Source organism: Rhodothermales bacterium (assembly GCA_039944855.1).
Lineage (GTDB): Bacteria > Bacteroidota > Rhodothermia > Rhodothermales > JANQRZ01 > JBBSMX01.
This window is the reverse complement of record JBDUXZ010000031.1, coordinates 139,705-164,635: the sequence shown is the minus strand read 5'-3', so window position 1 is coordinate 164,635 and position 24,931 is coordinate 139,705. Positions and strand designations below refer to the sequence as shown.

At 68.4% G+C, this 24,931-nt stretch carries 19 protein-coding genes; all 19 read right to left on the bottom strand.

The genetic code is table 11. The features are described from left to right. Nucleotides 1-60: 60 nt before the first annotated feature. Complete coding sequence (tssH, locus tag ABJF88_16115) at nucleotides 61-2,883, bottom strand: type VI secretion system ATPase TssH (GenBank protein ID MEP0548463.1); 2,823 nt, start codon at nucleotides 2,881-2,883, stop codon at nucleotides 61-63. A gap of 11 nt (nucleotides 2,884-2,894) precedes the next feature. Beyond that, entirely contained in the window at nucleotides 2,895-3,935 is a 1,041-nt protein-coding gene (gene tssG, locus ABJF88_16110; protein MEP0548462.1) for a type VI secretion system baseplate subunit TssG, read from the bottom strand. Beyond that, on the bottom strand, nucleotides 3,932-5,722 hold the full coding sequence (gene tssF / locus ABJF88_16105) for a type VI secretion system baseplate subunit TssF (protein ID MEP0548461.1): 1,791 nt from the start codon (nucleotides 5,720-5,722) through the stop codon (nucleotides 3,932-3,934). The genes tssG and tssF overlap by 4 nt, the downstream gene beginning before the upstream one ends. Before the next feature lie 114 nt (nucleotides 5,723-5,836). Beyond that, the gene (locus ABJF88_16100; protein ID MEP0548460.1) at nucleotides 5,837-7,189 is read right to left on the bottom strand and encodes a hypothetical protein; all 1,353 of its coding nucleotides are present in this window, start codon (nucleotides 7,187-7,189) and stop codon (nucleotides 5,837-5,839) included. A gap of 51 nt (nucleotides 7,190-7,240) precedes the next feature. Continuing rightward, nucleotides 7,241-8,041, bottom strand: coding sequence for an Imm49 family immunity protein (locus ABJF88_16095; protein MEP0548459.1), 801 nt, complete (start codon nucleotides 8,039-8,041; stop codon nucleotides 7,241-7,243). A 6-nt stretch (nucleotides 8,042-8,047) separates the two neighbouring features. Next, nucleotides 8,048-8,623 (bottom strand): DUF1629 domain-containing protein, encoded by a 576-nt coding sequence (locus ABJF88_16090; GenBank protein MEP0548458.1) that lies wholly within the window; start codon nucleotides 8,621-8,623, stop codon nucleotides 8,048-8,050. A 41-nt stretch (nucleotides 8,624-8,664) separates the two neighbouring features. Further along, nucleotides 8,665-9,369: a hypothetical protein gene (locus ABJF88_16085; protein ID MEP0548457.1), complete on the bottom strand. Its 705-nt coding sequence runs from the start codon at nucleotides 9,367-9,369 to the stop codon at nucleotides 8,665-8,667. Between the two features lie 22 nt (nucleotides 9,370-9,391). Then, on the bottom strand, nucleotides 9,392-10,534 hold the full coding sequence (locus ABJF88_16080; protein MEP0548456.1) for a beta-ketoacyl synthase N-terminal-like domain-containing protein: 1,143 nt from the start codon (nucleotides 10,532-10,534) through the stop codon (nucleotides 9,392-9,394). Between the two features lie 3 nt (nucleotides 10,535-10,537). Beyond that, on the bottom strand, nucleotides 10,538-10,999 hold the full coding sequence (locus tag ABJF88_16075) for a DUF4150 domain-containing protein (protein ID MEP0548455.1): 462 nt from the start codon (nucleotides 10,997-10,999) through the stop codon (nucleotides 10,538-10,540). A 14-nt stretch (nucleotides 11,000-11,013) separates the two neighbouring features. Continuing rightward, on the bottom strand, nucleotides 11,014-12,084 hold the full coding sequence (locus ABJF88_16070; protein MEP0548454.1) for a DUF2169 domain-containing protein: 1,071 nt from the start codon (nucleotides 12,082-12,084) through the stop codon (nucleotides 11,014-11,016). Between the two features lie 8 nt (nucleotides 12,085-12,092). Then, on the bottom strand, nucleotides 12,093-12,599 hold the full coding sequence (locus tag ABJF88_16065; protein MEP0548453.1) for a DUF6484 domain-containing protein: 507 nt from the start codon (nucleotides 12,597-12,599) through the stop codon (nucleotides 12,093-12,095). A gap of 8 nt (nucleotides 12,600-12,607) precedes the next feature. Continuing rightward, complete coding sequence (gene tssI, locus ABJF88_16060; protein ID MEP0548452.1) at nucleotides 12,608-14,788, bottom strand: type VI secretion system tip protein TssI/VgrG; 2,181 nt, start codon at nucleotides 14,786-14,788, stop codon at nucleotides 12,608-12,610. Nucleotides 14,789-15,138: 350 nt separating this feature from the next. Then, nucleotides 15,139-15,558, bottom strand: coding sequence for a type VI secretion system baseplate subunit TssE (tssE, locus tag ABJF88_16055; GenBank protein ID MEP0548451.1), 420 nt, complete (start codon nucleotides 15,556-15,558; stop codon nucleotides 15,139-15,141). 165 nt (nucleotides 15,559-15,723) lie between these two features. Further along, nucleotides 15,724-16,194 (bottom strand): type VI secretion system tube protein TssD, encoded by a 471-nt coding sequence (gene tssD, locus ABJF88_16050; GenBank protein ID MEP0548450.1) that lies wholly within the window; start codon nucleotides 16,192-16,194, stop codon nucleotides 15,724-15,726. Nucleotides 16,195-16,334: 140 nt separating this feature from the next. Continuing rightward, entirely contained in the window at nucleotides 16,335-17,870 is a 1,536-nt protein-coding gene (gene tssC, locus ABJF88_16045) for a type VI secretion system contractile sheath large subunit (protein ID MEP0548449.1), read from the bottom strand. A 56-nt stretch (nucleotides 17,871-17,926) separates the two neighbouring features. Beyond that, nucleotides 17,927-18,445, bottom strand: coding sequence for a type VI secretion system contractile sheath small subunit (gene tssB, locus ABJF88_16040; protein ID MEP0548448.1), 519 nt, complete (start codon nucleotides 18,443-18,445; stop codon nucleotides 17,927-17,929). 145 nt (nucleotides 18,446-18,590) lie between these two features. Next, nucleotides 18,591-20,285 (bottom strand): type VI secretion system protein TssA, encoded by a 1,695-nt coding sequence (gene tssA / locus ABJF88_16035; protein MEP0548447.1) that lies wholly within the window; start codon nucleotides 20,283-20,285, stop codon nucleotides 18,591-18,593. Between the two features lie 8 nt (nucleotides 20,286-20,293). Next, entirely contained in the window at nucleotides 20,294-21,262 is a 969-nt protein-coding gene (tagF, locus tag ABJF88_16030; protein MEP0548446.1) for a type VI secretion system-associated protein TagF, read from the bottom strand. A gap of 35 nt (nucleotides 21,263-21,297) precedes the next feature. Then, complete coding sequence (tssM, locus tag ABJF88_16025; GenBank protein MEP0548445.1) at nucleotides 21,298-24,915, bottom strand: type VI secretion system membrane subunit TssM; 3,618 nt, start codon at nucleotides 24,913-24,915, stop codon at nucleotides 21,298-21,300. Between the last annotated feature and the right edge of the window lie 16 nt (nucleotides 24,916-24,931).

Sequence of the window (24,931 nt, the reverse complement as noted above, 5' to 3'; positions counted from 1 at the left end):
GGCTTCTGGACTAGCTAGTATTGCAGAAAAACGAAGAGCGATCGACGCCCTGAGCCGGTGCTACTCGGCCGGGGTCTCGGGCCGCTCGGGCTCGCCGGCTTCTCCGACCTCGCCGTCGCCTGACGAGGGCGGCACGGCAGCGTCAGCCTTGCCGTCGGGCACGAGCTCTTCCGCGATCGCGACCTCCGGCTCGTCCCCCGCGCCGTCGACTGCGCCGCTGTCCGCGTCGTCGTCCGCGCCGCCGTAGCGGACGCCGTCGAAGGTGTAGGTGAAGTCGCCGCGCTCGGTGATGCCGAGTTCGAGGCGGGCGGGCACCTTCTCATCGGCCATCTGCGCGAGGAGCGCACGCGAGGCCTCGGGGAGCAGCGTCCGGTCGATGATGAAGTCGATGTTGCGGGCGCCGGAGTCCACCTGCGTGCAGCGCTCGGCGATGCGGTCGACGACCTCGTCGCCGTACTCGAACGCCATGCCGTGGGTGTTGCGCAGCCGCTTCCCGATCTTGTTGAGCTTGAGCCGGGTGATCTTCGAGATCGCCTCTTTGTCGAGCGGGAAGAACGGCACCACCTTCATCCGGGCGAGGAGCGCGGCCTGGAAGTGCCCGACGAGTTGCGGGTGGATCGCCGCGCGGAGCGTGTCGGCGTCGGGCCGTTCCGCCCCGCGCGCGAGCTCGACGACGGTCTCGCTCCCGATATTCGAGGTCATCAGGATGATCGTGTTCTTGAAGTTGATCTCGCGGCCCTCGCCGTCGCGCATGAAGCCGCTGTCGAGCACCTGATAGAACAGCTCCATCACGTCGAGGTGGGCCTTCTCCGTCTCGTCGAGGAGGACGACGGAGTACGGGCGCTGGCGGACGGCCTCGGTGAGCACGCCGCCCTCGCCGTAGCCGACGTAGCCGGGAGGCGAGCCCTTGAGCGAGGAGACGGTGTGAGCCTCCTGGTACTCGCTCATGTTGATGGTGATGAGGAACCGCTCGCCGCCGAACATCAGCTCGGCGAGTTGCTTCGCCGTCTCGGTCTTGCCCGTCCCGCTCGGCCCGACGAGAAGGAACACGGCGATCGGCGCGTCGGGATTGCCCATGCCCGCCTTCGCCGTGCGGATGGAGTCGGCGACTTGATCGAGCGCTTCGTCCTGCCCCTTGATGGCTGTGCGGAGCCGGTCTTCGAGCTGGAGCAGCATCTGCGCCTCGTCCTGCTCCATGTTGCCGACGGGGATGCCGGTCCAGTCCGCGATGATCTGTGCGACGACGTGCTCGTTGACGACGGCGTGGACGAGGGCCTCCTCCTTCTGCATCACGGCGAGTTCGCCTTTGAGCCGGTTCAGTTCGTCGCGGAGGTCGCCGAGATCGGCCGAGGCGCCGTCGCCGCCGACGCCTTCCATGATCTGTCGGCGAATGCCCTCGATCTGCTTGACGAGGTCGCGCTCTTGCTCCCACCGGGAGATGAGCGCATCGCGCTGCGCGATGAGGTCGCCGCGTTCGATCTCGAGCGCGTCGAGCCCCTCTTGGTCGTCGTTGAGGCCCGTGTCGAGGTCACGCTGAAGCGCCTTCATGGTGATGGCGAGGTTGAGCAGGCGGCGCTCGACGTTGTCCACGGCGCCGGGCTTCGAGGACTGGCTCATCTTGACGCGGGCCGACGCCGTGTCCATCAGGTCGACCGCCTTGTCTGGGAGGTGGCGGCCGGTGATGTAGCGCTCCGAGAGCGACGCGGCGGCGTGCGCGGCGGCGTCGGTGATCTGCACGTCGTGGTGGTCCTCGTACTTCGCCTTGATGCCGCGCATCATGATCGCTGCGTCGTCGACCGAGGGCTCGTCGACCTTGATCATCTGGAAGCGACGTTCGAGCGCCGGGTCTTTCTCGATGTACTTCTTGTATTCGCTCCACGTCGTCGCGGCGACGGTGCGGAGCTCGCCGCGCGCGAGCGCGGGCTTGAGGAGGTTGGCCGCGTCGGCCGTGCCCGCCGCGCCGCCCGCGCCGATGAGCGTGTGGGCCTCGTCGATGAAGAGGATCGTCGGCTTCGCGGCCTCTTTGACTTCTTGGATCACCGACTTCAGCCGGTTCTCGAACTCGCCTTTGACGCCGGCCCCGGCTTGCAGCAGCCCGAGGTCGAGCGCGACGATCTCCACCTCCTTCAGGCTGTCCGGCACGTCGCCCTCGGCGAGCCGGAGCGCGAACCCCTCCAGCACGGCGGACTTGCCGACGCCCGCCTCGCCGACGAGGATCGGGTTGTTCTTGCGCCGCCGGCTGAGCACGTCGATCATCTGCCGGATCTCGTTGTCGCGCGCGAACACGGGGTCGATCTTGCCGTCGCGCGCCTTCTGCGTGATGTTCTCGGTGTAGAGGTCGAGCGCGGTCTCGCCCTCGGGCTTGCCGGGGCCCGACGCCCGCGGCCCGCCCGCGCGGTGGGACGCCTGGTTCTCGGCGGAGCCGGCGACGATCTCGTAGAAGTCCTCGCGCAGCGCCTCCGTCTTGACCGGCTGGAGCGCGTCGAGCACCTCGCTCATCCGGAGCCCTTCGGCTTCGAGGAGCGCTTCGAGCAAGAAGCCCGAGCGGAGCTCCGTCGCCCCGTGGTGGACCGAGCCCGCCACCCACGCCTTCTCGATGAGGTCGAGCATGAGGGGCGAGAATGCCGGGCGACCGGTGTTGCCCGTTTTGAACCCTTCGAGCCGATTCATAAGCGCCTCCCACACCTTCCCGTTGTCCACGTCGAAGCGGTCGAGGATGCGCGGGAGGTCGCCGTCGCCGGCTTCGAGCAGCTTGGCGAGGACGTGCTCCGTCGTGACCTCGTAGTGGCCGCGTGCAATGCTGAACCCGGCCGCCGCTTCGAGCGCGCGCGTCATGGTGCCGTTGAGCTTCTGGAGGAGCTTCTTGAGGTCTTTTGAGATCATGGCCGTAGAGGTTAGGAGTAGGTGACGATGCGTTCGGTGAGGACGGCTTCCCCGCGGCCCACCCACGTGTTCTCGCCGAGCCGGGCGTTCCGGTCGCCGAGACGGAGGGCAGACACTTGCTGCGTTTCGAGCTTGAGGAGCACGTCGAAGTCGAGGAAGTCGGGGGCGTAGAGGCGGACGAGCCAGTCGAGCGCCTCAGCCTTCGGTCCGCCGGGGAGGTAGGCTTCGAAGTCTTGGATGCCCATCGGGCCGAGGGCGACGCGGAACTTCCCGCCCACGTCGTAGACGGTCGCGCCGACGAGGGCCGAGCCGCCGAGCGTCGCGGCGGTGGCACCGCGACCGAGCGCGGGCCGGTCGGCCACGCGGACGCGGCGCGGGACGTTCTGGACGACCTCAACCGGCAGCCCTTCGGTGAAGGCCGAGAGCAGGGTGTGCAGCCCCTCGGCGTTGCGGACGCGGCGGTTGAGGAGCCCGGCGAACCCGGCGAGGCGGGCGACCGAGACCGGCGCGCCGGCGAGCGCGCCCGGCGTCCCGAGCCCGGCGATCGCGAGGAAGCGGTCCGTCCCGCCGCTGCGGGTGCCGGCCGCGCTCCCGCCGGGGCGGTACTTCTTCCACGCGCGGTAGAAGTAGCTGTAGAGCCGGTGGTTGAAGATGTCGAGGAAGTCCCGGAGCGGGAACGTGTCCTCGGCCTCCGTCGCGAGGTCTTCGTAGAGGTAGACCGGGAGGGGCGAGGCGACGCCGTAGAGCCCCATGAACGTGACCATCACGTCGGCCCCGTCTTCGCCGAGCGTCACAGAGCGCACGTCGGAGGAGGGGAACACCGTAGCGGCGTAGGGGCGGAAGTGTACGCGCTCGGAGGCCGGGTTCGCGCTCGTGCCGGGCTCTGGCGCGTTGGGGAAGTAGGCTTCGAGGAGGCGGACGGCCTGGAAGAAGTCGAACCGATAGCCCGTCTTGAACAGGTCGGCGTAGATGCCGCGTTGGGGCACGGCGGGGCCGGCCGCCTGCGGAGGCGGCGTCGGCACAGGCTCAGCGATGGGGGCGTCGTCGGTCATAGCACGGGCTGCTCGCCGGTCTCGGGCGCCCACGTCATCCGCTCGCCCGACGGCAGCATGACGATCGTGAGGTGGACGAAGGAGTTGATCGTGGCGTAGGCGGCGAAGAACCGGCTGAGCACGAGGCCGAGAAGCGCCGCCCCGCCGATGTCCGCGAACCGCGTCTCGTCGAGCTCGACGGTGACCTCGCTCCCGCGCAACACCGCGCCGCGGTGGACGCGCTCTTTCGGGGCCCACCGCACGGCGCGGATGCCCTCGATCTGCCGCTTGTTCACCTCGGAGTCGGTCCAGTCGTAGAGGCTGAGCACGCCCGCGAGCGCCTGCGGCGTCGCTGCCGACTGGTAGTTCAACGACCAGTGCGAGAGCATCATCCAGTAGAAGTCCGTCTGCCGGTCCGTCGGCGGGTAGCGGATGAGCGTCGGCTGCGTGAAGTTCTCCACCTCGATGCCGCGCACCGTCTGCGCGGCGAGCTTGGCGAGCGAGCGCTCACGGAGGTGCTCGCGCGGGACCGTCCCGTTCGTGCAGCGCAGCTCGAGCGAGAGCGTCTCGACGGGCAGCTGCCCGTCCGGAGTCGGGGCGATGCCCTGAAGCGTGATCGTCGACTCGTACCGGTCGGTGAAGCCGCGGCCGGTGTCGGCGGTGTACGTCCGCCCTCCCACCGTGCGCTCGGGCGAGAGGAGGGAGCGGTACTCGTGCCGCCGCCCCGTCATGTCCTCGATCCCCGTCACCGACCGGACCTCGTACACCTCGACGCCGGTGCGGTGGCGGGCATCGGGGACGACGCGGTACTCGGCGCTCCGGTGGTCCACGCGGATGGGCTCGCCGTCGGACTCGAACAGGTTGATGACGGGGCTCGTGAATAGGCGGATTTGCTCGTTCCCGAAGCGCTGCGGCTGCGGGAACGCCTTGTCGAAGCGGACCGTGATGCGGAGCGCGCCGGGGGTGGATTTGGGTTGGAAGCGGTCGATGCCGAGCACGTCGACGCACCAGAACTTCGGGCGGAAGCAGAGCATCTCCTGTACGAGCCGGAGCCCGGAGAACGACCGTTCGGACTGGGGCAGCAGGGCTTCGCTCGGGTCGAGGCCGCCGGGCCGGATCCACTCTTGCCCCCGCAGCGTCAGCGCCTCCGTCTCCGTCTCGGCTCCGCGAGCGAACTCGCCGGTCATCCAACTGGGAAGCCCGGACTCCACGGTCACCTCACGCACGCGGCGCGTAAAGAAGTAGTGCATGGCCGCGGCCGTCGCCGGCTCGGCGTGGAAGTAGAGCCGGAGCGAGCGGAGGTCGAGGTCCGTGAGCGCCACGCCCGCGCTGAGCCCAAGCGTGAGCGTCACGCTCGACGTGCCGTCGGGCGCCCACGCGAGCGCGACGTCGTCGAGTTGGAACGGCTGGACGACCACGTCGCGCGTCGTCACGAAGCGGCAGGTGACGCCCTCGCCCACGGGGGTCGACTGGACCTCCGTCCCGCGCGGCAGCCGGACCGACTCGCGGAGCCGCCCGGCCTGGCCGCGGAAGGACACCATCGCGAGCGAGGGGATCGGGCGGAGGAAGTGCGGGAAGAGCATCTCGCACAGCGCCTCGGTGTACTGCGGCAGCTCGTCGTCGAGCTGCTCGCGGATGCGGCCGGTGAGGAGGGCGAACCCCTCGAAGAGCCGCTCGACGTACGGATCGCGGTCCGTTACGCTATCGATGTTGAGGTAGCGAGCCTGCTCGGGGTGGACGCGCGCGAATGCCTTCCCGGCCTCGTGCAGGTAGCGCATCTCCTCGTCGAAGTAGCGTCGCTGGCTCATACGTACTGGGCGAATTCGGGCGTCAAGGGAGGCGTAGGCCGTGTATAAACAGCGAGGTCAAAATAGGGCGAGCCGCCCTAGCGAATGCCAGAATACTAGCGCCCGCATGCTCAGCTAGCCGGTGAGGAGGCGGCCGGCGAGATACCACCGTCCAGGCTGAAACGGGGGGTCGTGCTGCGCCACCTGCCGTTTAGCCTCCCCGAGCCCTCGACCCTGCGCAGCGACCGCCGCATCAGCTTCGAAATAAGCCCCTGCGCTGTAACGGATTATAAGCTCTTCCGATAACAGTTGCCGCATCTTCCGCGGCATCCTTTTCGACTCCAATGCGCGCACGACGCTCGTCGGCGTACACGGCTCGCCGAGCCGGTACCGGAGGCCGGATTGGAACCGTCCTTTCTGCCCCTCCCACCACGCTCCCCACGCCTCCCGATCCTGCGATAGCCGGGTGCGCGTCGTCCCGAATGGTTCGCCGTCGGGACGGGTCGGCACCTCGCCTCGGCGGAACGCTTCGAGTTCGTCGTCGAACAGCTCGTCCTCGTCGATCTCTTCGGGCACGAACACGTCTTCGTCGAGGTCGGCCCCGGTGAGGAGGTGGAGGGCGAGGGCGGCGGCCTCGGCGAGCGCCGGGTCTTGAAGGGAGTCGAGGAACAGAGCCACGCTCTGCGGATCGCCGAGGAGGCCGAGCGCGAGGAGGCCGTCGGGCGTCGCGCCCTCGGCGGCGGCGTGCGCGTGGATCGCGGCGCGGTGCTCGGCCCCGCCGCTGACGCCAAGCAGGAGCATCGCCCAGGGAGCCGGGATGTGTACCGCCGCGTGCTTCACCGCCGCCTGTCCGCCGAGGCGGAGCAGCGCGAGCGTCGCCGCCTCGCGCACGGCGGCGTGCTCGTGCCGCACGTAGCTCCAGATCGCGCTCCGCTCGGCGTCGGTGCCGACCCGGCCGAGCGCCCGGAGGAGGTCGGGCACGGCGTCCGGCGCCGCCTCCGGCAGCGCGGCGACGAGGCGCGGCGCGACGGCGATCCGGCGGGAGCCGATCACGTAGGCCACGACCCGCTGCCGCCACACGTCGCCGTGGCTCAGCCAATCGGTCAACGTGTCTGCCCATGCGTCGGGCAGGTCGCTGGCGAGCGCATCCCGCACGGCCAGCACCCGCTCCTCGTCGTCCGCCTCCACGCTGTCGAGCGCCGCGACGAGCAGGTCTTTCCGTTGCTGACGGCAGCACACGCACAGCGCGGCGTACAGCTCCCCGGCATCGCCCTCCTCCACTCGCTCCCGGCAGAGCGCGAGCGCCAAGTCGCCGCCGAGCACGAGGGCGTCGAGGTGCGCTTCGAGCCGGTCTTCGGTGTCGGCGAGGTCCATCCACGCGAGATCGGGGTCATCGAGCAGCCCGTGGCGGCGCTGCTCGTAGAGGAACGCCGCCTCTTCGAGATGCTCGACGTAGAGGTCGAGCGCGACCGATTGGGCCGGGGTCAACGGAGGGCCGCTCTGCGTCATGGGGTGGGGGGCGTGAGAGTCCGCTAACGGCTACCGGAGTCGTTCGATCTCCGCGAAGAGGTCGCGGTACCGGTGCTCCGTCGGGGCGAGGCGGGCGATGGCGGGGCACAGCGGGTACGCCTCCGCTGTCTCGATACCGCGCAGGGCGGCGAGTTGGAGGAGCGCGAGCGCTTCGACCGAGACGAAGCTGCGCGGCCAGAAGAGAAACTCGTAGGATTCGAGCGCGTCCCGCCGCGCGTCGTTCGCCTCCTGCTCGGCCTCGACGAAGCCCCGGAGCGCTTCGTCGAAGCCCGGCCCCTCTCGCTCCACGAGCGCTTCGCAGAGCGCGAGCCGCCACGACGCGGCCCCTTCGAGCGCGCGCTCGAACCGGACGAGGAGCGCGCCGAGTGACGGCTCGCGCGCCGCATCCGGTTCGAGGACGAGGGTCTGCAGGATGCGGTAGTAGCAGAAATCGTCCTCGTATTCCCAGCCCGGATTCCACGTCGAGACGGACAGCGTCGCGATCTCGCGCGCGAGCGGGAGGTCGGCGGCGGCGGCGGCGTCGAGGAAAGCTTCCGTCCGGCTCAGCGCGAGGCGCCGGTCTTCGTCGTTCCCCTCCGATCGGCTGCGGCGGAGGAAGTAGCGGCGCGCGTGGCCGCTGCGCACGAGGTTCTCGCGGAACAGCGCGACGTCGGCGTTCTCCAGCAGATGGCAGAGGGCGAGGCCCTGGAAGTGCGACGACACCTCCTCCAGCGCCCCGCCCCGCTCCGCGACCGGGCGCTCGGCCGTCACCGCCGCGAAGCTGAACTGCGCTTCGAGGATCAACTCAGTGTGTACGTCCCGGATATCCATGAGTGGCTACCGCGTGAACCCCTCGGTCGCCACGAACGAGACGCCGGTGAACCCTTGATTCCGGATCTCATCGGCCAGATCCTCGCGGACCAGCAGGCGATTGGTGAAGTGCTGGAGGCGGAGCATCCGGCAGTCCGCCGGGATCCGCTCTTCGTCCAGCACGAGCTCGTCGAACCAACTGATCTTGTCGGGATCGATGTTGTTCCACTTCACCTCGGAGCGGTCGAGGTCGATGGCGTCGTGCACGTCGAGGACGTTGACGATGACGTACTCGTCGGAGGCGACGCGGCCTTTGTGGTTGAGGATCTGCGTGGGCAGGAACTCCGCACGCGCCCCTCCCTCGGCCTCGAGAAAGGCCCGGAGTGCGGGCGAGACGAGGAGGTAGTTGTCGCGGTTGGCGATGGCGTCAGCGAGTTGGATGTCGTTGGGCCGCTCGTCGCTCATCTTGTACGAGGTGTCGCTGGGGAAGCGGTCCGCGACGGGCTGCGCGTAGGCGATGCGGTGCTCCTCGTCGAAGCCCTGCAGCGCGGTGCACGTGCAGGTGCCGGGTGCCGTCCTCGTTTTCCAGAACGCGAATGCCATGGGAATCCTCTTGGGTTGGAAGTCTTGGGGGTGGATCGATGTTACGTGATGGCCTGGAACAGCTCATCGTATTGCTTCAATGTGTCGGGGATCGGGCACCGCGGGATCGGGTCGCCGCCGATCGCCATCGAGAAGGGCTCGTACCACGTATCCTCCATCCCCTCCGCGTTTCTGTTCTTCCAGCAGTGGCGCGTCCCATCGTGCAGCTTGCCCCGCTTCTCCAGCGCTTTCTTGAAGAACTTGCTCGCGTCCTCCAGTTCCTTCTGCAGCGATTCCCCTTTCGGGTGATCCTCCCGCTTCTGCTTGAGCGTCTTCCACACCTCCTCGTTCATGTAGCTGTAGACCTCGTCGTTGTACCGTGTGTGGTCTACGCGGTGAGAGGGCAGCTTGTCCGGCAGGAGCGATTCCGGGTACACCGTGGGGTTCATCGTGTGCTTGAGGTAGATCCACTTCGTGTCGAGCCCCATCACGTTCGGCCCGGCGTTGATATTCCAGTTCGTCTTGCCGAGGCACTTCTTGAGGTAGGTCTTGTCCGGCTTGCTGACCTCGATGTGGGCGTCGGCGACGCACGAGATGATGACGAGGTGGTGCGAGTCCCAGAACTTGGCGTTGGGCGCGCTCTTTCGTTTGGGGAACGTCGTGGACTCCGTGTAGCCCTCGCCGCAGTTGTTGATGTGCTCCTCGCCGTTCCGGGTGCCTTTGAAGCCGCCGGTCGGGGCGCCGTCGTCGTGGTCGGATGTAGCCATGGCTCGCGGTGTCTGGACTTCGTTAGTGAGACGCGGTGACGCAGAAGGCGGCGCGGCGGTCGTCGTCGCCGGCGAGGGCGACGAGGGCGCGGGCGCCGGGGGCGTACCCGCGCTGCAACGCTCGCACGGCCACGCAGAGCGCGACGGCCCCGGTCGCCGCACCGACTTCGCCGAACGCGATAGCCGGCAGCCACAGCGGACGGTCGCCGAGGCGCCACCGCTCGGTGAGGCGCACGAGCGCGTAGCCCCACTCTTGGGCCCGGAAGGGGTCGCCGTTGAGGTCGGCGACGACGAAGCCCGCCGCCCCGCCGGCCTCGGACGCGCCGAGCGCCGCCGCAACTGCGCGGGCCAGCGCCCGCCCGATCGGCGGCTCCCCGGCGAGACGGTGGTACGCCTCGCGCTCCAGCGCCGGAGACGCCACGAGCACATCGGCCGAAGCGCCGCGTGCCCGAGCCGTTCGGGCGCGCTCCAGAACGACGAAGCCCGCCGCCTCGCCCGGCATGAAGCCGACGGGGTTCGCGGCTGTCTTCAGCACGCCGCACGCCGCCGCCGCGACAAGAGCGCGGGGGTCGACGCACGCATCGACGCCACCAACGAGGGCTCGGTCGAGCGCGCCGGTTTCGATGGCGTGGAGGGCGTCGCGCAGCGCGCTCGCAAAACCGGCGTGCCCCCCGTGGATCGCGCCGCCGTGGGACGCCGACCACCCGTTCCGCTCTGTAAGCCGCTGGACGAGCGCACGCTGATCGGCGCGGCTCGCTTCGAGCGCCGCGTCGTCAGAGGAAGGACTGCCATCGCCCCCGCTGTCGGGTCTTCTCTCCGACACCGCGCGTTCGAAATACTGATCGGAGAAGTTCACGAAGAGCCCGGTCTCGCCGCTCGTCTCGGGGCGCAGACCGGCCCGGCCCACGGCGTCGCGCAGGGCCGTCTCCGCGAGGAGCACCAGCTTGCCGATCCCCACGAAGCCCTCGGCGAGCCGCGCGACCGTGTGGCCGACGACCGGCTCGTTGCCCCACCGCTCGTCGCCGGCGAAGTTCAGCACGTCGAGTTCCTCCGCGCGCGACAGCCCGGCCCGCGCCGCCGCGCAGTTCGTAACGGCGTCGTGGCCGAGCGCCCCGACCATGCCCACGCCGGTGATCGCCACCCTATCGTCTTCCGTCGCGGCCATCGGCTAGAGCGGTTTGCCACAGTGGAAGCACGTCGCCTTCTCATCGCTCGGGATGCTGATGATCGGCGGCTGGATGAGCGGGAAGGGCGGCGTGTTTTTGTCGTTGTGCAGCATGAGGTCGAGCGCGCGCGCCACGTTCTTCCCCTCCACCTGCACGTCGAAGCTGAAGTTGACGAACTCGGCCTTGCCCTTCGTCTTCTGCGAGACGAGGCCCTTGAGCGTCCCCGGCTCGTCGCCGACGCTCGTGCTGAAATTGGAATCCTTGAGGCAGATCGGGTTGCCGTCGCACGTCACCTTTTTGCTCCCCTTCGCCGTGTCGCCGGACTTCGCGATGTTGGGGTACGGGATCGGGATCGGCGGCGCGGGCGGGGCGGGCGTCTTGCACACGTCCGGGAACGCGATCGCGATGCCGTTGCTCGACTTGTGGACGACGGAGAGTTGGTTGACGCCTACGGTGACTCCCATGACATTGGGCTCGGCTAGCTGACGGGGATGAGGACGGGGGCAGGCACGGCATGGGCCGACTGCTCGTGCGGCCGGACGCGGATCTCGGCGACGCCGTGCGGCCCGGCCGGGACGAGGGTGTGCGCCCGCCACAGCAGCAGCACCCGCATCGCCTCGATGTCGAGGATCACGGTGTCGAGCCGCGCTTCGAGCCCCAAGTCGCTTCCCGTTTGCTGGACTACGGTGATGCGCGGCGGCGGCTCGCCGGGCAGGCGGAACTTCAGCCACGGCGTCGGCGCCGCATTCGCGATCACGACGGACTCGTCGCCGACGAGGTAGCCGGAGGCGATCTGGTCCGGCGGGGCGGCGTTGAAAAAGCGGCGGTCGAAGTCCGTCGGCAGGAGGGGCATCCGGGTTTGCCGCCACGCCTCGTCGTACGTCCCGGCGTAGCGAGCGCGCGGCTCCCAGTGCGGCCCGACGAAACCGAACCCGGCCGGCGCCGGCGTGTCTTTCGGATCGCCGATGAGCGCGCGCGGGTCCTCCAGGTTCGGTAGCGGCGCGCCTTCAACGTGCGCGCCTTTCACCGTCTTCCGGTAGCCGATGCCGACCGGGTTGCGCCGCTCCACGCCGTGGTCGGCCGGATCGACGGCCATCCAGTCCCACCCGCCGAACGCGCGTTCCCACACCAGCGGCATCCGCTCGAAGGGCGTCGGATCGCCGGGCCGCACGACGCCGAGCCGCGAGACCCACCGCCGATCTCCGAAGACGCGGATCGTTTTGCGAACGGCCCCGACTTGGAATCCCACGTCCACCTGTCGTGCCCCTGCCCGGTCCGGGTAGGCGTAGCCGACGAGCACGACGTCCGTCGCCGGCTTGACGAACGCGACCTCGGGCTCGAAGCGTGCGCTCGACTCGGCCGGCTCGCCGTAGTACGTGCCGGCGAGGTCGATGGGCACTTGCTCTTCGGCGAGTTCGAGCGGCGCGTCGGGCCGGATGGCGTACGTCGCCTTCACGACGACGGCGAGGAGGTCGCGGCCGTCCTCGTCGGCGAGGAAGAGTTCCTGCGCCTCGAACGGGCTGTCATTCGTGAGTCCTCGCTCTGCCACCGCTCGCCTCAGTTGATGAGCACGTTGCCGCCTTTGATCTTGTTCGTCGCCCGCGCCCGGCTGACGATCTTCATGCCCTTGACGACGATCTCGCCGCCGGCGCGAAGCGTGATGCTGCTTTTCCCGCACCGGAGCACGAGCTCGCGCTCCGCTTCGATCTCCACCGTCTGCCCGTCGACGCGGACCTGCCGCGCACGCTCGGGGAGCGTCCCGGCTGCCTGCGCTTCCGCGTCGTCGGCGCGCACGGGGTTCGGCTGGAGCACGCCGAGGACGACCGGCCGCCGGGGGTCGCCGGGAAAGGCGAGTACGACCTGCCGCCCGACATCGCTCGGCGTCACGGTGACGGTCGCGTGGGCCTCGACGGGGTCCCAGCCGTGGGGGCCGGGGTAGACCACCCGCAGCCCTGCGCCGGGCACGGCGCTAACCAGCGTGCCGAGGCAGAGGCCGCTCGCCGTGGCAAGCGGAGCATCGAGGAGTTCCGGGCCACCGGCCTCGGGCTGTCGTTTCGCTTCCATCGGCTCGCTCAGTTCTGTTTGATCTTGCTGCCCTTGAGGACCACATCGCCGCTCCCCTTCACCTCAATCTTCTTGCCCTTGATGGTGATGTCGCCGTTCTTCTTCATGATGATCTCGGCCTTGCCCGTCTTCAATACGATCTCGTCCTGCGCCGTGAACTGGATCTTCTTCGCGCTCACCACCCACTCTTTGGCGATCTCCTCGGTGTGCTTGCCGCCCACCTCGACGCTGAGGTCTTTGGCGATCTGCACCGTCTGGCTGTCGCCGACGTCGACCGAGAGGCTCTTCCCCACCGACACCGATTTCGAGCCACCGATAGACTCGCTCTTATTCCCTCCGACAGACTCGCTTTTCAGCGCGCCCACTTCCTCCATCTTCGCTCCGCCGACGGTCTCGTTCATCGCCGCGCCCACCGTCACCTGATACGCCGCCCCGACCGCGAGCGACTTCGCAACGGCGACGTTCTCCGACTTCGACGCTCCGACGGTCTGCGTCATGTTGCCGCCGATCGTTTCGTTGTGGTTGCCACCGACGTTGATCGTCTTGTTCGCGCCGACCGTCTCGCTCTGATTCGATCCGACCGTCTTGTCCCGGTTGACCCCGACGCTGATCTCCTGATTGTTGCCGACCGAGAGCGCCTGGTCGTGGCCGACGGTGATCGTCTCGTCGTTCGTCACCTCGACCGTGTGGTCCTTGGTGGCGAGCATGTAGATGTTCTCCGCCCCCTGCTTGTCGTCGAACGTCAGTTCGTTCAGGCCCCAGGTTCGGATGACGTTCTGCTCCGGGTTGTCGACCGTCGAAGGCGATGTGTGGGACGGATTGGGGAGGGTGCCGAGGGCGAACGGGCGGTCCACGTCGCCGTTGAGACAGGCCCAGATCATCTCGGTGCCGGCGTGGTTCGGGAAGTGGATGCCGAAGCCCGGGCCGGAGTACGGTTGGTTCATCGGGATCGGCAGCGAGGCCGTCCCGTCCCCGGCGTCGCCCAGATCGAAGTCCATCTTGGCGTGGTAGCGGCCCTGGTCGTCGAGGTGGGCGTAGGCACCGCCGCCGGTCTCCACCTTCGCCGTCATCACGCCGGGGAGCGTGGGCTCCGGCGTCACCCGGGAGGGTCGGAACGGCACACTCGCCGGGATCGCGGTGAATGCGTTGCGGTACGGCAACTCGGTGCCCTCCCCCGCCTGCATGCTCACGAGGTTGCGCTGCGAGCCGTAGTGCCGGACCTCGGTGATGAGGTAGTCGTGGTTGAGGTCGAGGCGGTAGTGCTGGTCGAGCTTGAAGGTGTGACCGCTCGCGAGCCGCGCGCACGTCCCCTCGCCCTGAGCGATCCGGCGACGGCACTCGATCTCCTGGTTGCGGATGCGGGCGAGCCGCTTCCCCTCCGTCACGTCCTGGTAGTGCGGACCGTACTCGTAGTAGACGCCGGGCAGTTCGTCGCTGATCTGGGACTCGACGCGGAGGTCTTCCTCAGGTGTACGGTAGTTGTGGTCCTTGAGGATGACCTTGCCGGTGACGAGGTGCTCGCGGAAGAGGAACTCCTGAATCGTCTCCTCGTGGGGCTGCGCCATCCCGGACATCGTCCGGTACGCCACCGTGTTATCGCCGTCGATGGGCGGATGGTGGCTCCGGTCGTCGGTGATGACGAGGAGCTCGCGGCTGTCGTCCTGCTCGAAGAAGTAGCACAGCCCCTCGTGTTCGAGGAGGCGGGAGACGAAGGCGAGGTCGGTCTCCTGATACTGCGTGCAGTACTCGCGCGGCGGGTACGAGCCGGAGAGGCGGAACTCGACGTCGCTCGGGGAGAACCCGTCCTCCTTCAGCACGCGCTCGACGATGTCCGGCACCGACATCTCCTGAAAGATGCGGCTCTGGTGGGTCAGCGAGAGCCGCCACAGCCGAGGGACGAGCACAGCCTGATAGCGATAGTAGTCCCCCACCTTCCCACCCTGCTCGAAATGCGCTACGACACCGTGGACTGACCGCACCCCTTCGTTCCCCTCCATCACGAGCGTCGCCGGCTGGTCAACGACGTCGGAGAACGGAACGGACGGGTTATCGGCGAGCAGATCCAATGTGAAGTGGAACGGCTGCGAGATGGCCTCGTGCCCGACGAACGAGACGACGTCGAGCTTGCCCTCTGCGAGTTGGGCCGTAGAGAATGAGAAGCGAGCGGTATTAGCTGCGAGCGGTGCCATCGTGTGCACGAAATGAGTAAATGGGCGAGCGCTATCATATCCCAGGGCAGAACCTCGCGATGCGGATCCTCCGCTACTGGGAGGAGCGCTCCAAATCTAGAAAGCGAGCGCGCCGGTGCGACTTGCTCGCGCCCCTTTCTAGCTGGGCGACCTCCCGCTGCTACCGTACTGAAGCCTTGTCTGTCGGCAGGGGCTCACGACTGAAACGACGCCATGCCTCTCTCAAAGGCAATACGGGCAGCCACGGCGAAGGCGGGGCTGCGCACCTCATAAACGAAGAGCGGTCCCACCGGGGGCCGCTCTTTGAAAGGACGCCACGGCATCCCCATCGTGCCAACTCCGCGCTCCGACTACTGCGCTGCTACCACAGGAGACACGTGGGCTTCCTCTTCCGAGGAAAACGTGGTCTTAAAGCGTACCCGCTCTCCCTCCAACGTCTCGGCCGTCAGCAGGAACACGAGCTGCATGGCGTAGCGGTCCGTCGCTTGGTGCTCCACACGGACGCGGCGCAAGCGGGGTTCGAAGACCTCGACGGCCGCCTCGACCGATCGCTGGAGCTCCCCGATCGATCCTGGCATGTCCCGGTACACGTCGGAGAGGTCCGGCAGCCCGAAGTCAGGGAGGTGAGACAACGCCCCCCGCCGCGTGTTCATCAGACGGTCGAGGTTGGAGAGGATGCTCTTCTCCCGCCACGCGTCCGGACTCACGCTCGCGATCCGGCGGCCGTCGCCGAAGGTGCCGCGCAAAACGTCATAGAGACTGGCTTTCATGGGGCATCGGGGACGATATGCGGGGGGGGTGAGGCTCCGTGAGGCGCCCCCTGTTCGAGTAAGAAAACTACGGGGAGGCAGAAATAGAGCGAAAGCCGCCCGACCCTCGCGGCCCAAGTGGGCCATGGATCGGAGCGGCTTTCGGAGGCGAAGCGACCGTGCTCGTTACTGCTCGTCGGTCCACGCGTCTTCGTACTCGTAGCCCCCTTCGTGCTTCCAGTTGATCCGCTCGTAGAGCAGCTTCAGGCGCTCGAGGTGGCGGAACTTCTCCTTGTTCGGGTCCTTCGTGTTCGGGAGGATCTGCTCGACGCCCGCCACCTTCACATTTGTCAGCGTGTGCGTGAAGTAGACCTGCTCCTGCCCGGTCGGGCTGATCTCGTACCACTCGATCTTCAGCTCGTCGAGGGTCTCGCCATTGCAGCACGCCTTGTACAGGTTCGCCGAAGCGGTGTCGATTTCTTTCGTCAGGATAACGTTCCCGTGGACGCGGGCGCCGCTGACGATGCCCCGCTGGTCGTCCGTGGGAGAGTAGACCTCGTGTTCGAACTCGATCACCGGGGAGGAGTCGGCGCGCCCCCCCTTGGTGTTGGAGCCTACGATGTCGTTCGAGTAGTAGAGTGCGGCTTCGAGGGCCATGGTGAAACCTCCTAGCAGTGGATGAGTGAGTGACGCGGATGAAGCGGACCGGCGAGGCCGGAAAGTGTGGCTTCGAATGTCATGAGAGGAAACGGAGCCCCCCCTCTCAAAGGGACACGAGCGTTACAAAAAACAACAGATTACTTCGCCTTCGGCATCTTGCTCACCATCGAGAGGTTGATGTCCATGCCCTCGATCTGGAAGTGCGGCATGATCGCCATCTCCACGCGGTAGAACCCGGGGTTGTCCTCGATGTCTTGGACCTTCACCTGCCCGCTGCGCAGGGGGTACTTCGCGATCATTGCCTCGCTCGGGTTCGGCATCTTCGTGACGAGCCCGCTGAGCCACTTGTTCAACTCCGCCTCGATCTTGCCGGAGTCCTTCGTCGCGCCGATGTTCTCACGCTGAAGCACCTTGAGGTAGTGCGCGATGCGCGAGCCGAGCATGACGTACGGGAGCCGGGCGTTGATGCGGCTGTTGGCCGTCGCCTCGGGGTCATCGTAGAGCTGCGGCGACTGCGTGGTGTTGGCCGAGAAGAAGCAGGCGAAGTCCTTGCCCTCGTAGATCGAGAGCGGGATGAAGCCGAGGTTGGCGCACTCGAACTCGAGCGTCTCCGAGATCGGGACCTCGGTCGGGATCTTCATCTGCTTGCCTTTGCCCACGTCGTAGAGGTGGACCGGGAGGTCGGCGACTTTGCCGCCGCTCTGCGGGCCGCGGATCTGCACGCTCCAGCCATCGCGGACGTACGCCTGCACCATGTTCGAGGCGAAGGCGAAGGAGGCGTTGCCCCAGAGGTACTTGTCGTGATCGTCGCCGGTGACTTCCTCGTTGTAGTTGAAGTTCTTAACGGGAACCGTGTCCTGCCCGTAGGGGAGGCGGAGCATGAAGCGGGGGAACGTGAGCGCGAGGTAGCGCGCGTCCGGCGTCTCGCGGAATGCGTTCCACTTCACGAAGTCGACGGTCTCCATGTGGGCCGAGATGTCGGGGATCTTCTTGAACTCCGCCATCGACTCCTTCCCGAAGAACTCGTGCCCAATGGACGCCACGAACGGGCAGAGCGCCGCCGCCGCGACCTTCGAGGCCTGCTGCATGATGGCGATGTCCTGCGCCGTGTTTTTGAACTCGTAGTTCGTCACGATCGCGCTGTACGGGTCCGCGCCGGGCTGGTCGTAGGCGTTCGTGTAGACGTGCCGGTAGAGCGCGGACTGCGTGAGCTCGGGGGCGTCCTCGAACGACTCGAGGAGGTCCTCCTTCGAGCAGTTGATCATCTCGATCTTGACGTTCTTCCGGAAGTCCGTCCGGTCCACGAGGAACTTCAGCCCGCGCCACGCCGACTCCATCTCCTGGAACTTGTCGTGGTGCATGATGGCGTCGAGCTGCTGGGACAGCTTGTGGTCGAGCTGCGCCACCATCGAGTCGATGAGCTCTTTGTCGACCTTCTCGACGGGCCCCTCGAGGTCGTGCACGGCGTCGACGAAGACGCGGAGGGCGGCGGCGACGACGGCCCCGCGCGGCTTGTCCGCGTTCCTGTTGACGTCGTCGAACTCGCCGACGTCGACCTGCCCCTCGGGCGCGCTGACGGCGACTTGCTGGAAGATGGAATCGAGGATACTCCCCTTGTCTTCGGTCTCGGTCGTGCCTGCCTGGGCGACGCCTTCCTGTTGAGCTTCAGCCATGATGGGTTCTGCGGGTCTGGTCGTGGGCGGAGTGAGTGCGCGGGAGGAGGAGGCTCTTAAGCTTCTTCCTCGGATTCGCTGTCGGTCTTCTGCACGAACTGGTCGAGTTCGGCGGCGAGCTTCTCGAGCGCTTTCTCGTCCTTGACGATGCCCTCGAGCTGCTTGCGGAAGTCGTTGGCGGAGACGACGCGGTTGCGGAGGTCTTGGAGGAGGTTCCGCATCGCGAGCATGCGGTTGAGCTGGGGCACCTGCTTCGCCACCTCCTCGGGGTCGAACGACTTCATCGAGGTGATGTCGAGTTCGACCTTCATCTCCTCGTCGCCGCCCTTGAACGTGTCCTCGACGGCGTACTCGAGCTTGGCGTCCATCGACTTCAGCACGTCCTCGAAGTTGTCCTTGTTGAGGTTGATCAACTCGCGCTCGGCGAGGGGCGTGCTGTCGGACCGGCCCTTGTAATCGCCGAGCACCATGAGCCGCATCGGGAGCTCGATTTTCTGCTGGGCGTCGCCCTTGGACACCTCGAGAAAGAGGTTGACGCGGGCGGGGGGTTTCTCACGCTGGAAGCTCTGAGCCATAGGGATACCTCTGGATAGGATCGGTCGTTGGGGCGTGACACCGAGGGCGGGACGTGCCCTTCAGGACGTGCCTACACGGGACTTGGAAGGTATTAAAAAAACAACAAAGTGCAAGGTTATCTCCTCACTATTTCCGGTCTCCACCCTAGGAGCCTAGCAAGGCGAGGCCCCGCCCCGGCTCCGTCGCGCACACCCGCTCGAACACGCGGGCGGCGGCCTGGATGAAGGTGGGTTTCTGGTCGGGGCTCGCGCTCCGTTCGAGCGCGACGTAGCACCCGTGGAGCGCTGTCCACACCTCGACTGCGAGGGCCGGCTCCCACGCGTCGAGCCGATGCGCCGCGATCTCGGCTTCGAGCCCTTCGAGGAGCGGCCGAGCGACGGCCGGCCGGCCCCCGCGAGCACAAAGCGCGGCGAGGTAGAGGCGGCGGCGGAAGCGGTCGCGGCCCGACGCGTCGGACGCGTCGCCGAGTGCGGCGATCGCCGCGGCGAGGTCGCCTTTGCCGAGGTGGGACCGGGCTTCGGCGTAGGCCTCTTCGAGCGCCTCGCTCCCGCCCGCGCCGGAGGACGCGCCGCCGCTGTCGCCGCCGCCGAGCGCGGGCCGGACGCGGGTCTCGATCCACTCCTGCGTCGCCCCGTCGGCGAACGGCGTGCCGTCGGCGAAGGTGAGGGTGCTCACGTTCGGGAACCGGCGGATGAGGCCGGCGACGTCGTCGATCACGCCGTCCCGCGCCGCCGCGAACGGGGCGCCGAGCGCGTCGAAAGCGGTGACGAGGTAGCGCTGGAGGTCGAGCCAGAAGGGCTGCTCGTAGAACGACGTCTCGGCCTCCTCGGCGAGTTCGAGGTACTCCGCGCGGCTGAGCAAGCCGGCGAGGTACGTCTTCCGCTGCTCGACGAAGGGCGGGATGAGCGTCTTCCCGTTTTCAGCCGGCGGCGCGGCGACGAGCGCGCCCCACCGGAGCGCCCGCGCGAGCCGCAGCGGCGTCGCGTCGGTCTTGTTATGCTGGCGCAGGAACGTCACCGCGTTCAGCACGACCGTAGCCGCTTGCTGCGGCGAGCGGAGTTCGGCGGGGCCGGCGTCGCCGCCCCCCGCGGAGGAGGTCGAGGACGATGCGGAACCGCCCGCCTTCTCCCCTCCGCTCGCCGAGGGCGGCGGCGGCGGGGGCGCGTCTTTGGGGACGGCCCGCAGCTTCGTCTCGATCATCTTGGTGACGCGGCTGAGAACGGGGGCGTCCTCCCCCATCTGCTCCGCCGCAATCGCCTGGATCGACTTGTAGGCCGCGAGCGCGCGGTCGAGCGCCGGGCCGTCGCCCTTCTTCGGCTTGTACGGTTCGAGCCACTCGTACGACTTATCGATGAGGAGTTGGAGCGCGTTTTTCCGAGCGACCATCCGCCGCGTCGGCGGGTAGAGGTCGTCCCAGTACGTCTCGCACAGGATGCGGACGACGCTCGCGCTCTCGTCCAGCCCCCCCAGCCCCTGCGTGCGGAGGAGGCCGAAGCCGAGGTACGACGCCGCGGTGAGGTCCTTCGACAGCGTCGTCACCACCTTCCGACCGAGCTCGACGATGCGGTCGAAGTCGGCCTCGGCGCCCGCGCTCTGGACCTTGTCCACTTCCGCTTTGAGTTGCTGGAAGCTGTCCTCGTACTTCACGTCGTCGCCGACGGGGTTCGAGGGCGAGATCGGGTCGAGAACGGCTTGGAGGAAGGGCGAGAGCGCGGGCTCTTCCGGCTCCGGCTCCGCCGCCTCGGGTTCGGGTTCTGCCGCTTCCGCCTCCGGCTCTTCGGCGGCGGAAGCGTCGGTCTCGGGAGCTTCAGTCTCAGGCGCTTCGATGTCGTCGGCCATAGGGGGAATTACGGGCTGAGCCGGTGGAGGAAGGTGTAGAGGGTGAGGGCCTCGTCTTCGAGTAGCGTGCCGAAGCGGGCGGGGAGCGCGAGCGCGGCGAGCGCGGCCGGCTGCCCGGCGGCGTCGTCGAGCGCGAGCACGCCGGGGCCGGACCCGGCCGTGAGGAGGTGCGGGAAGACGGCGGCCGGCGGCGGCGCCGAGGTGACGAGCATCCGCGCCTCGGCGGCGGCGCCCACGGACGTCCAGAACACGGCTGTGTAGTCCGGCGGCGACCCGAGCAGGTGCCAGCACGCCTCTAGCCAGAAGCTCACGTCGAGCCCGCGCGGGGGCACCGGCAGGGGGAGGTCGAGCACGCCGGGGAGCTTCGCCGAGCGCCCGTTCGAGGCGGCGCCGAAGGCCTCGGTGAGGTTCTTCAGCAGGACGTACTTCCGGCCGTCCTCGGCGTCGCCCCACGTCCGCGCCCACAACTCCTGGGCGGAGGCCTGCCGGAGCCGGAACTCGTAGTCGACCGAGAACGGGGTGGCGTCGTGGATCGCTCGGAGGAAGGCGAGTCGCTCGGGCAACTCGCCCTCTTCGAGCCGCCCGTCCACGGCCTCGTCGACGAGCAGGGCCGCCGCGCGGAAAAATCGCTCGTACCGATCGGGCCACCCCGGTATCCGCCGCCCTTCGACCGTCCGCTTCTCGACCTCGACGGCCACGAGGAACGGGTAGCGCCGGCCCGACCGGTCGCGACTCGGGCGGAACGCTCCCGTGAGGACGTGCGGCACGTTCGGCGCGTCGAAGAAGAAGCACGTCGTCCCGGCCTGCTCGAACGCCGGGATGAGCTCTTGCCCGAGCTGACGCTGCGCCTCGACGATCCCCTGCTGGACCCAGGCGTCGAACGCCTGCATGGCCCGACCGCTCGCGTTATACCGAAGGAAATCGCCGTGGGTCGGGAGCTTGCCAAAGCACGACGCGCCGGGGGAAGCTACCTGCATGGGGACGGTGGGTAAGGGCCGAGCCGCTGCCGCGGCTAGTTCAGCGTCTGCGGAGGCTCGAAGGTGAAGAACCCGCTGGGGTTGCCGAACGGGGCCGATGTGCTCTTGGCGCGGAGGGTGTACTGCGCCGTGAGGGAGTAGCTGCCGGGCTGCCGGAACGGCCAGCGGAGCTCGTACTGCGTGGACGAGGCGCGGCGGACCTGCGCCTGCTGGAGGAGCCGGAACAACGCCCAGTCGCCCGTGAACTCTTTGGCCGGGAGGTCGCCCTGCTGCGTCGAGATCGAGAGGAGCGCGCCGGGGCGACCGGGCCACGAGAACGGCACCCACGGCCGGTAGGAGCCCATCCGATAGGCGTCCTCTTGCCCGTGGAGCGAGATGTAGACCTGGCTCGCGGGCGGGGCGCCACCGTCGCGCTCGGGCACCTCTGCCTGCATCTCGAAGTCGAGTTGGAGCGCGCCGCCGCTGAAGAGGGCCTCGCCGATCTCGCGGGCCTGGCTGATCGCGGCCTCGGCCCGGCCCGAGATCCCGATCGAGCGGCCTTCCCACGCGCGGGGCCGGCCGTCGCGCGTGAGGTAGGGCGCGAGCGCCTCGTCGTAGAAGAGCGCGAGCGTGCCGTCGCGCGGGCGGAAGAACCGCTCGAAGTCGCCGAGCGGGGCCTCCTGCGGGCTGCTCGCATCGAAGGGGTAGCGCCCGGCGAGCGTGGCGTTGAACGGCCCGACGACCTCGTCGCGCCAGCGGTCGTTGAGGTGGCGTTGCGCGGCGCCGAGAATGGAGCCCCACGCCACGGCAATCGGCTGCTCGAAGAGCGTCCGCCGCACATCCGCGTCAAGGCGGCGGAGGCCGTTGCGGACGGAGCGGAGCGCGCCGTCGAGCTCGCCCCCGTTCTGCTCGATGATGGCGGCGGCGAACTCGGCCGCCTGCGCCGGGTCGGCCGCGGCCCCGCCGAGCACGCCGGAGACTTGGCCGAGGCTTTCGAGCGCCTGGTAAAGCTCAGGCGCCCCGCCGCCGCTGGCCGCCTGTTGCGCCAGCAACGCGTGGAGCCCGCCGAACTGCCGGGCGACGGGGTGCGCGCTCTCCTCCCCGTTGTCGAGCCCCGCGCTCGTCCGGCCGCCGATGACGCGGCGGGCGGCGCGGTTGACGCGACGGCGCGCGGCGTCGGCCACGTCGTCGGCGAGGTCGCCGCCCGGCAGGTCGAGGCTCGCGAACGAGGTCTGCTCGGTCACGGCGGCGAGGAGGTAGAGGAGGGGCGAGTCCGTCGTGTTCGAGAGCTCGTCGAGCGTGCGGACGGCGTCGCGGGCGTCGCCGAACGAGTCGTAGCGGACGTTGCGCATGAACTGCTGCCACGCGGCGGCATACTCGGCGTAGTACGTCGACTGCAAGCGGTCGAGCATCAGCGCGGGGTCCATCATCTCGGGCGGAAGCGTGCCCGAGGTCCGGCCCATCACCCAGTCGTCGCGCGAGGGGTCCTCGCTCTCCTCCTCGAACGCCGCCTTCGCAAACTCCTGCCAGCCGCGCTGGGTGAAGAAGCCGGGGACGCGCGGGCCGCCGAGCCCCTCGGCCTCATCGCCGCCGGTCTGGAAGATGCTGAGGAAGCGGCCGGGGATCGCGTCGGCGAGGCGGAACTCGGGGAGCGTGGCGTTCCCCTCGCTGCGGATGCGGGCATAGACGCCGGCGATCGTCGGCTGCTCGTAGATGAGCGAGCGAACGCGGCCGACCGTCGGCTCGTCGGGCGAGAAGGGCTGCGCTTCGCCCTCGCGCAGTGCGCTCACGAACGCCGCCACCTGCTCGTCGATCTGCATCGCGGCGGCGGGGAGCACGGCCGTGGAGTCGGGCCCGTAGAGTGAGGTCCGCGTGACGTCGGCGAGGTAGCGCTGGAGGAAGTTCGCCTCGGGGTCCTCCGTGAGCCGGGCGGCCTCGCTCGTCATGAGGAGGTACGCCTTGAGGTCGTCGTACGTGTTCTGCCGGGCGAGGGGATCGTCCTGAGCCGTCGACGCGATCGCGAGGTTGCGGCGGAGCGCGGCGAGGGGGTACGCCTCGACGAAGGCACGCGCCCTCGCGCGGTAGAGCCGGCGGGCCGGTTCGAGCACGGTCCCCCGCCGGTTGAGGCCGAGTTGGAGGAGCGGCGGGCCCCCGTCGAGCCGGTCGAGTTCGGCGCGTAGCCCTTGAATCTTTTCGAGGTCCTCGGTGCTCGGCCGACTCTCGTCCCACCGGACGGTCGCGGCGGCAGCCGAGGCCTCGCTCACGCTGTTGAGGTCGATCTTGCTGCGGACGAGGGCCTGCGACGTGGCGAGGAGGAAGAGGATGAGGAGGACGACGGCGGCAATCGACGTGCCCGCCTTCGCGAGGCGCTGCTGCGAGGCCGCGCGCGAGGTCCGCCGCGCGAGCGGCCGGTCCGGCACCACGACGTCGGTGAAGACGTCTTTGATGAAGTAGCTCTTCGCCTCAGTCGCCACGTCGAGCGGGGCGATGTCGGGCGGGAGGCCGAACTCGGCCTCGATCGCGCGGATCACGAGGTCGATCGGCACGCCTTCCTGCGTCCCGCTGGAGAAGTAGAACCCGCGGAAGATCGGCGTCTCCTGGTACGGGTTCGGCTGGAACAGCCCCTCGACGAAGCGGGCGAGGTTCTCTTTGAGCCCGGCGAACTGGAGGGGGAAGTTGTAGACGAGCTTCCGGTCCTCGCGCTTCATCGCGCGGCGGAGCCGCTTCGAGCGGAAGCTGGAGAGCGCCCCCGCGAGCGCGTCGAACTCCTGCTCGAACACGGCGCGGGGGGCCGTCTTCGGGTCGTCGTCGAGCGTCGCGCCCCAGATCGCCTCGCGCTCCTTCCGCCCGAACTCGCCGAAGAACTCGACGAAGCCCTGGAGGAGGTCGGCCTTCGTGAAGAGGAGGTAGACGGGGAAGCGGAGGCCGAGGTGCTTCACGAGCTCGTCGATGCGGGCGCGGATCGTCTCGCTGTGGCGCTCGATCTCGGCGGGCGAGGCGTCGGCGAGCTCGTCGAGGGCGATGCCGACGAGGACGCCGTTGATGGGCCGCTCCTTCCGGTGCTTCTTCAGCGTGTCGAGGAAAGCGAGCCACTCCTCGGTGTCCTCGGACTCGGTGACGTAGCGGCCAGCCGTGTCGAGGAGGATCGCCTGGTCGGTGAAGAACCAGTCGCAGTTCCGCGTTCCGCCGACGCCACGCACGCGGTTGGTCCCGACGGGGAAGTTGAGCCCGGACTGCGTGATCGCCGTCGTTTTCCCCGAGCCCGGCGGGCCTATGAAGAGGTACCACGGGAGGGCGTAGAGCGCGGCCTTCCCGCCGCCCGGCATCCACCCCTTCTTCCCGAGCTTCGACTGCTTGAGCGTCTCGATGGCCCGCTCCAGGTCCTGCTGGAGCCGCTCGATCTCGGCCTGCTGGTCGGGCCGGACGCTGAGCTGCTGGGCGTGGGCCTGCGCCATGATCTGCTGCTCGAGCCCGCTCGCGGCCTTCGTCGCCCGCATCCGCACGAGGAGCACCACGAGCCCGACCACGAGGACGACGACGAGGAGCACGAGGCCGGTCACGACCGGGGACCACGCCAGCATGAGCCCGCCGAGCGCGACGACCGCGACCAGCACCACGAGCCCCAGTGCGATCAGGAAGCCCCGACTCGTGAACATCTTAAACAGCCACTTCATGGATTCAACGGTTGCG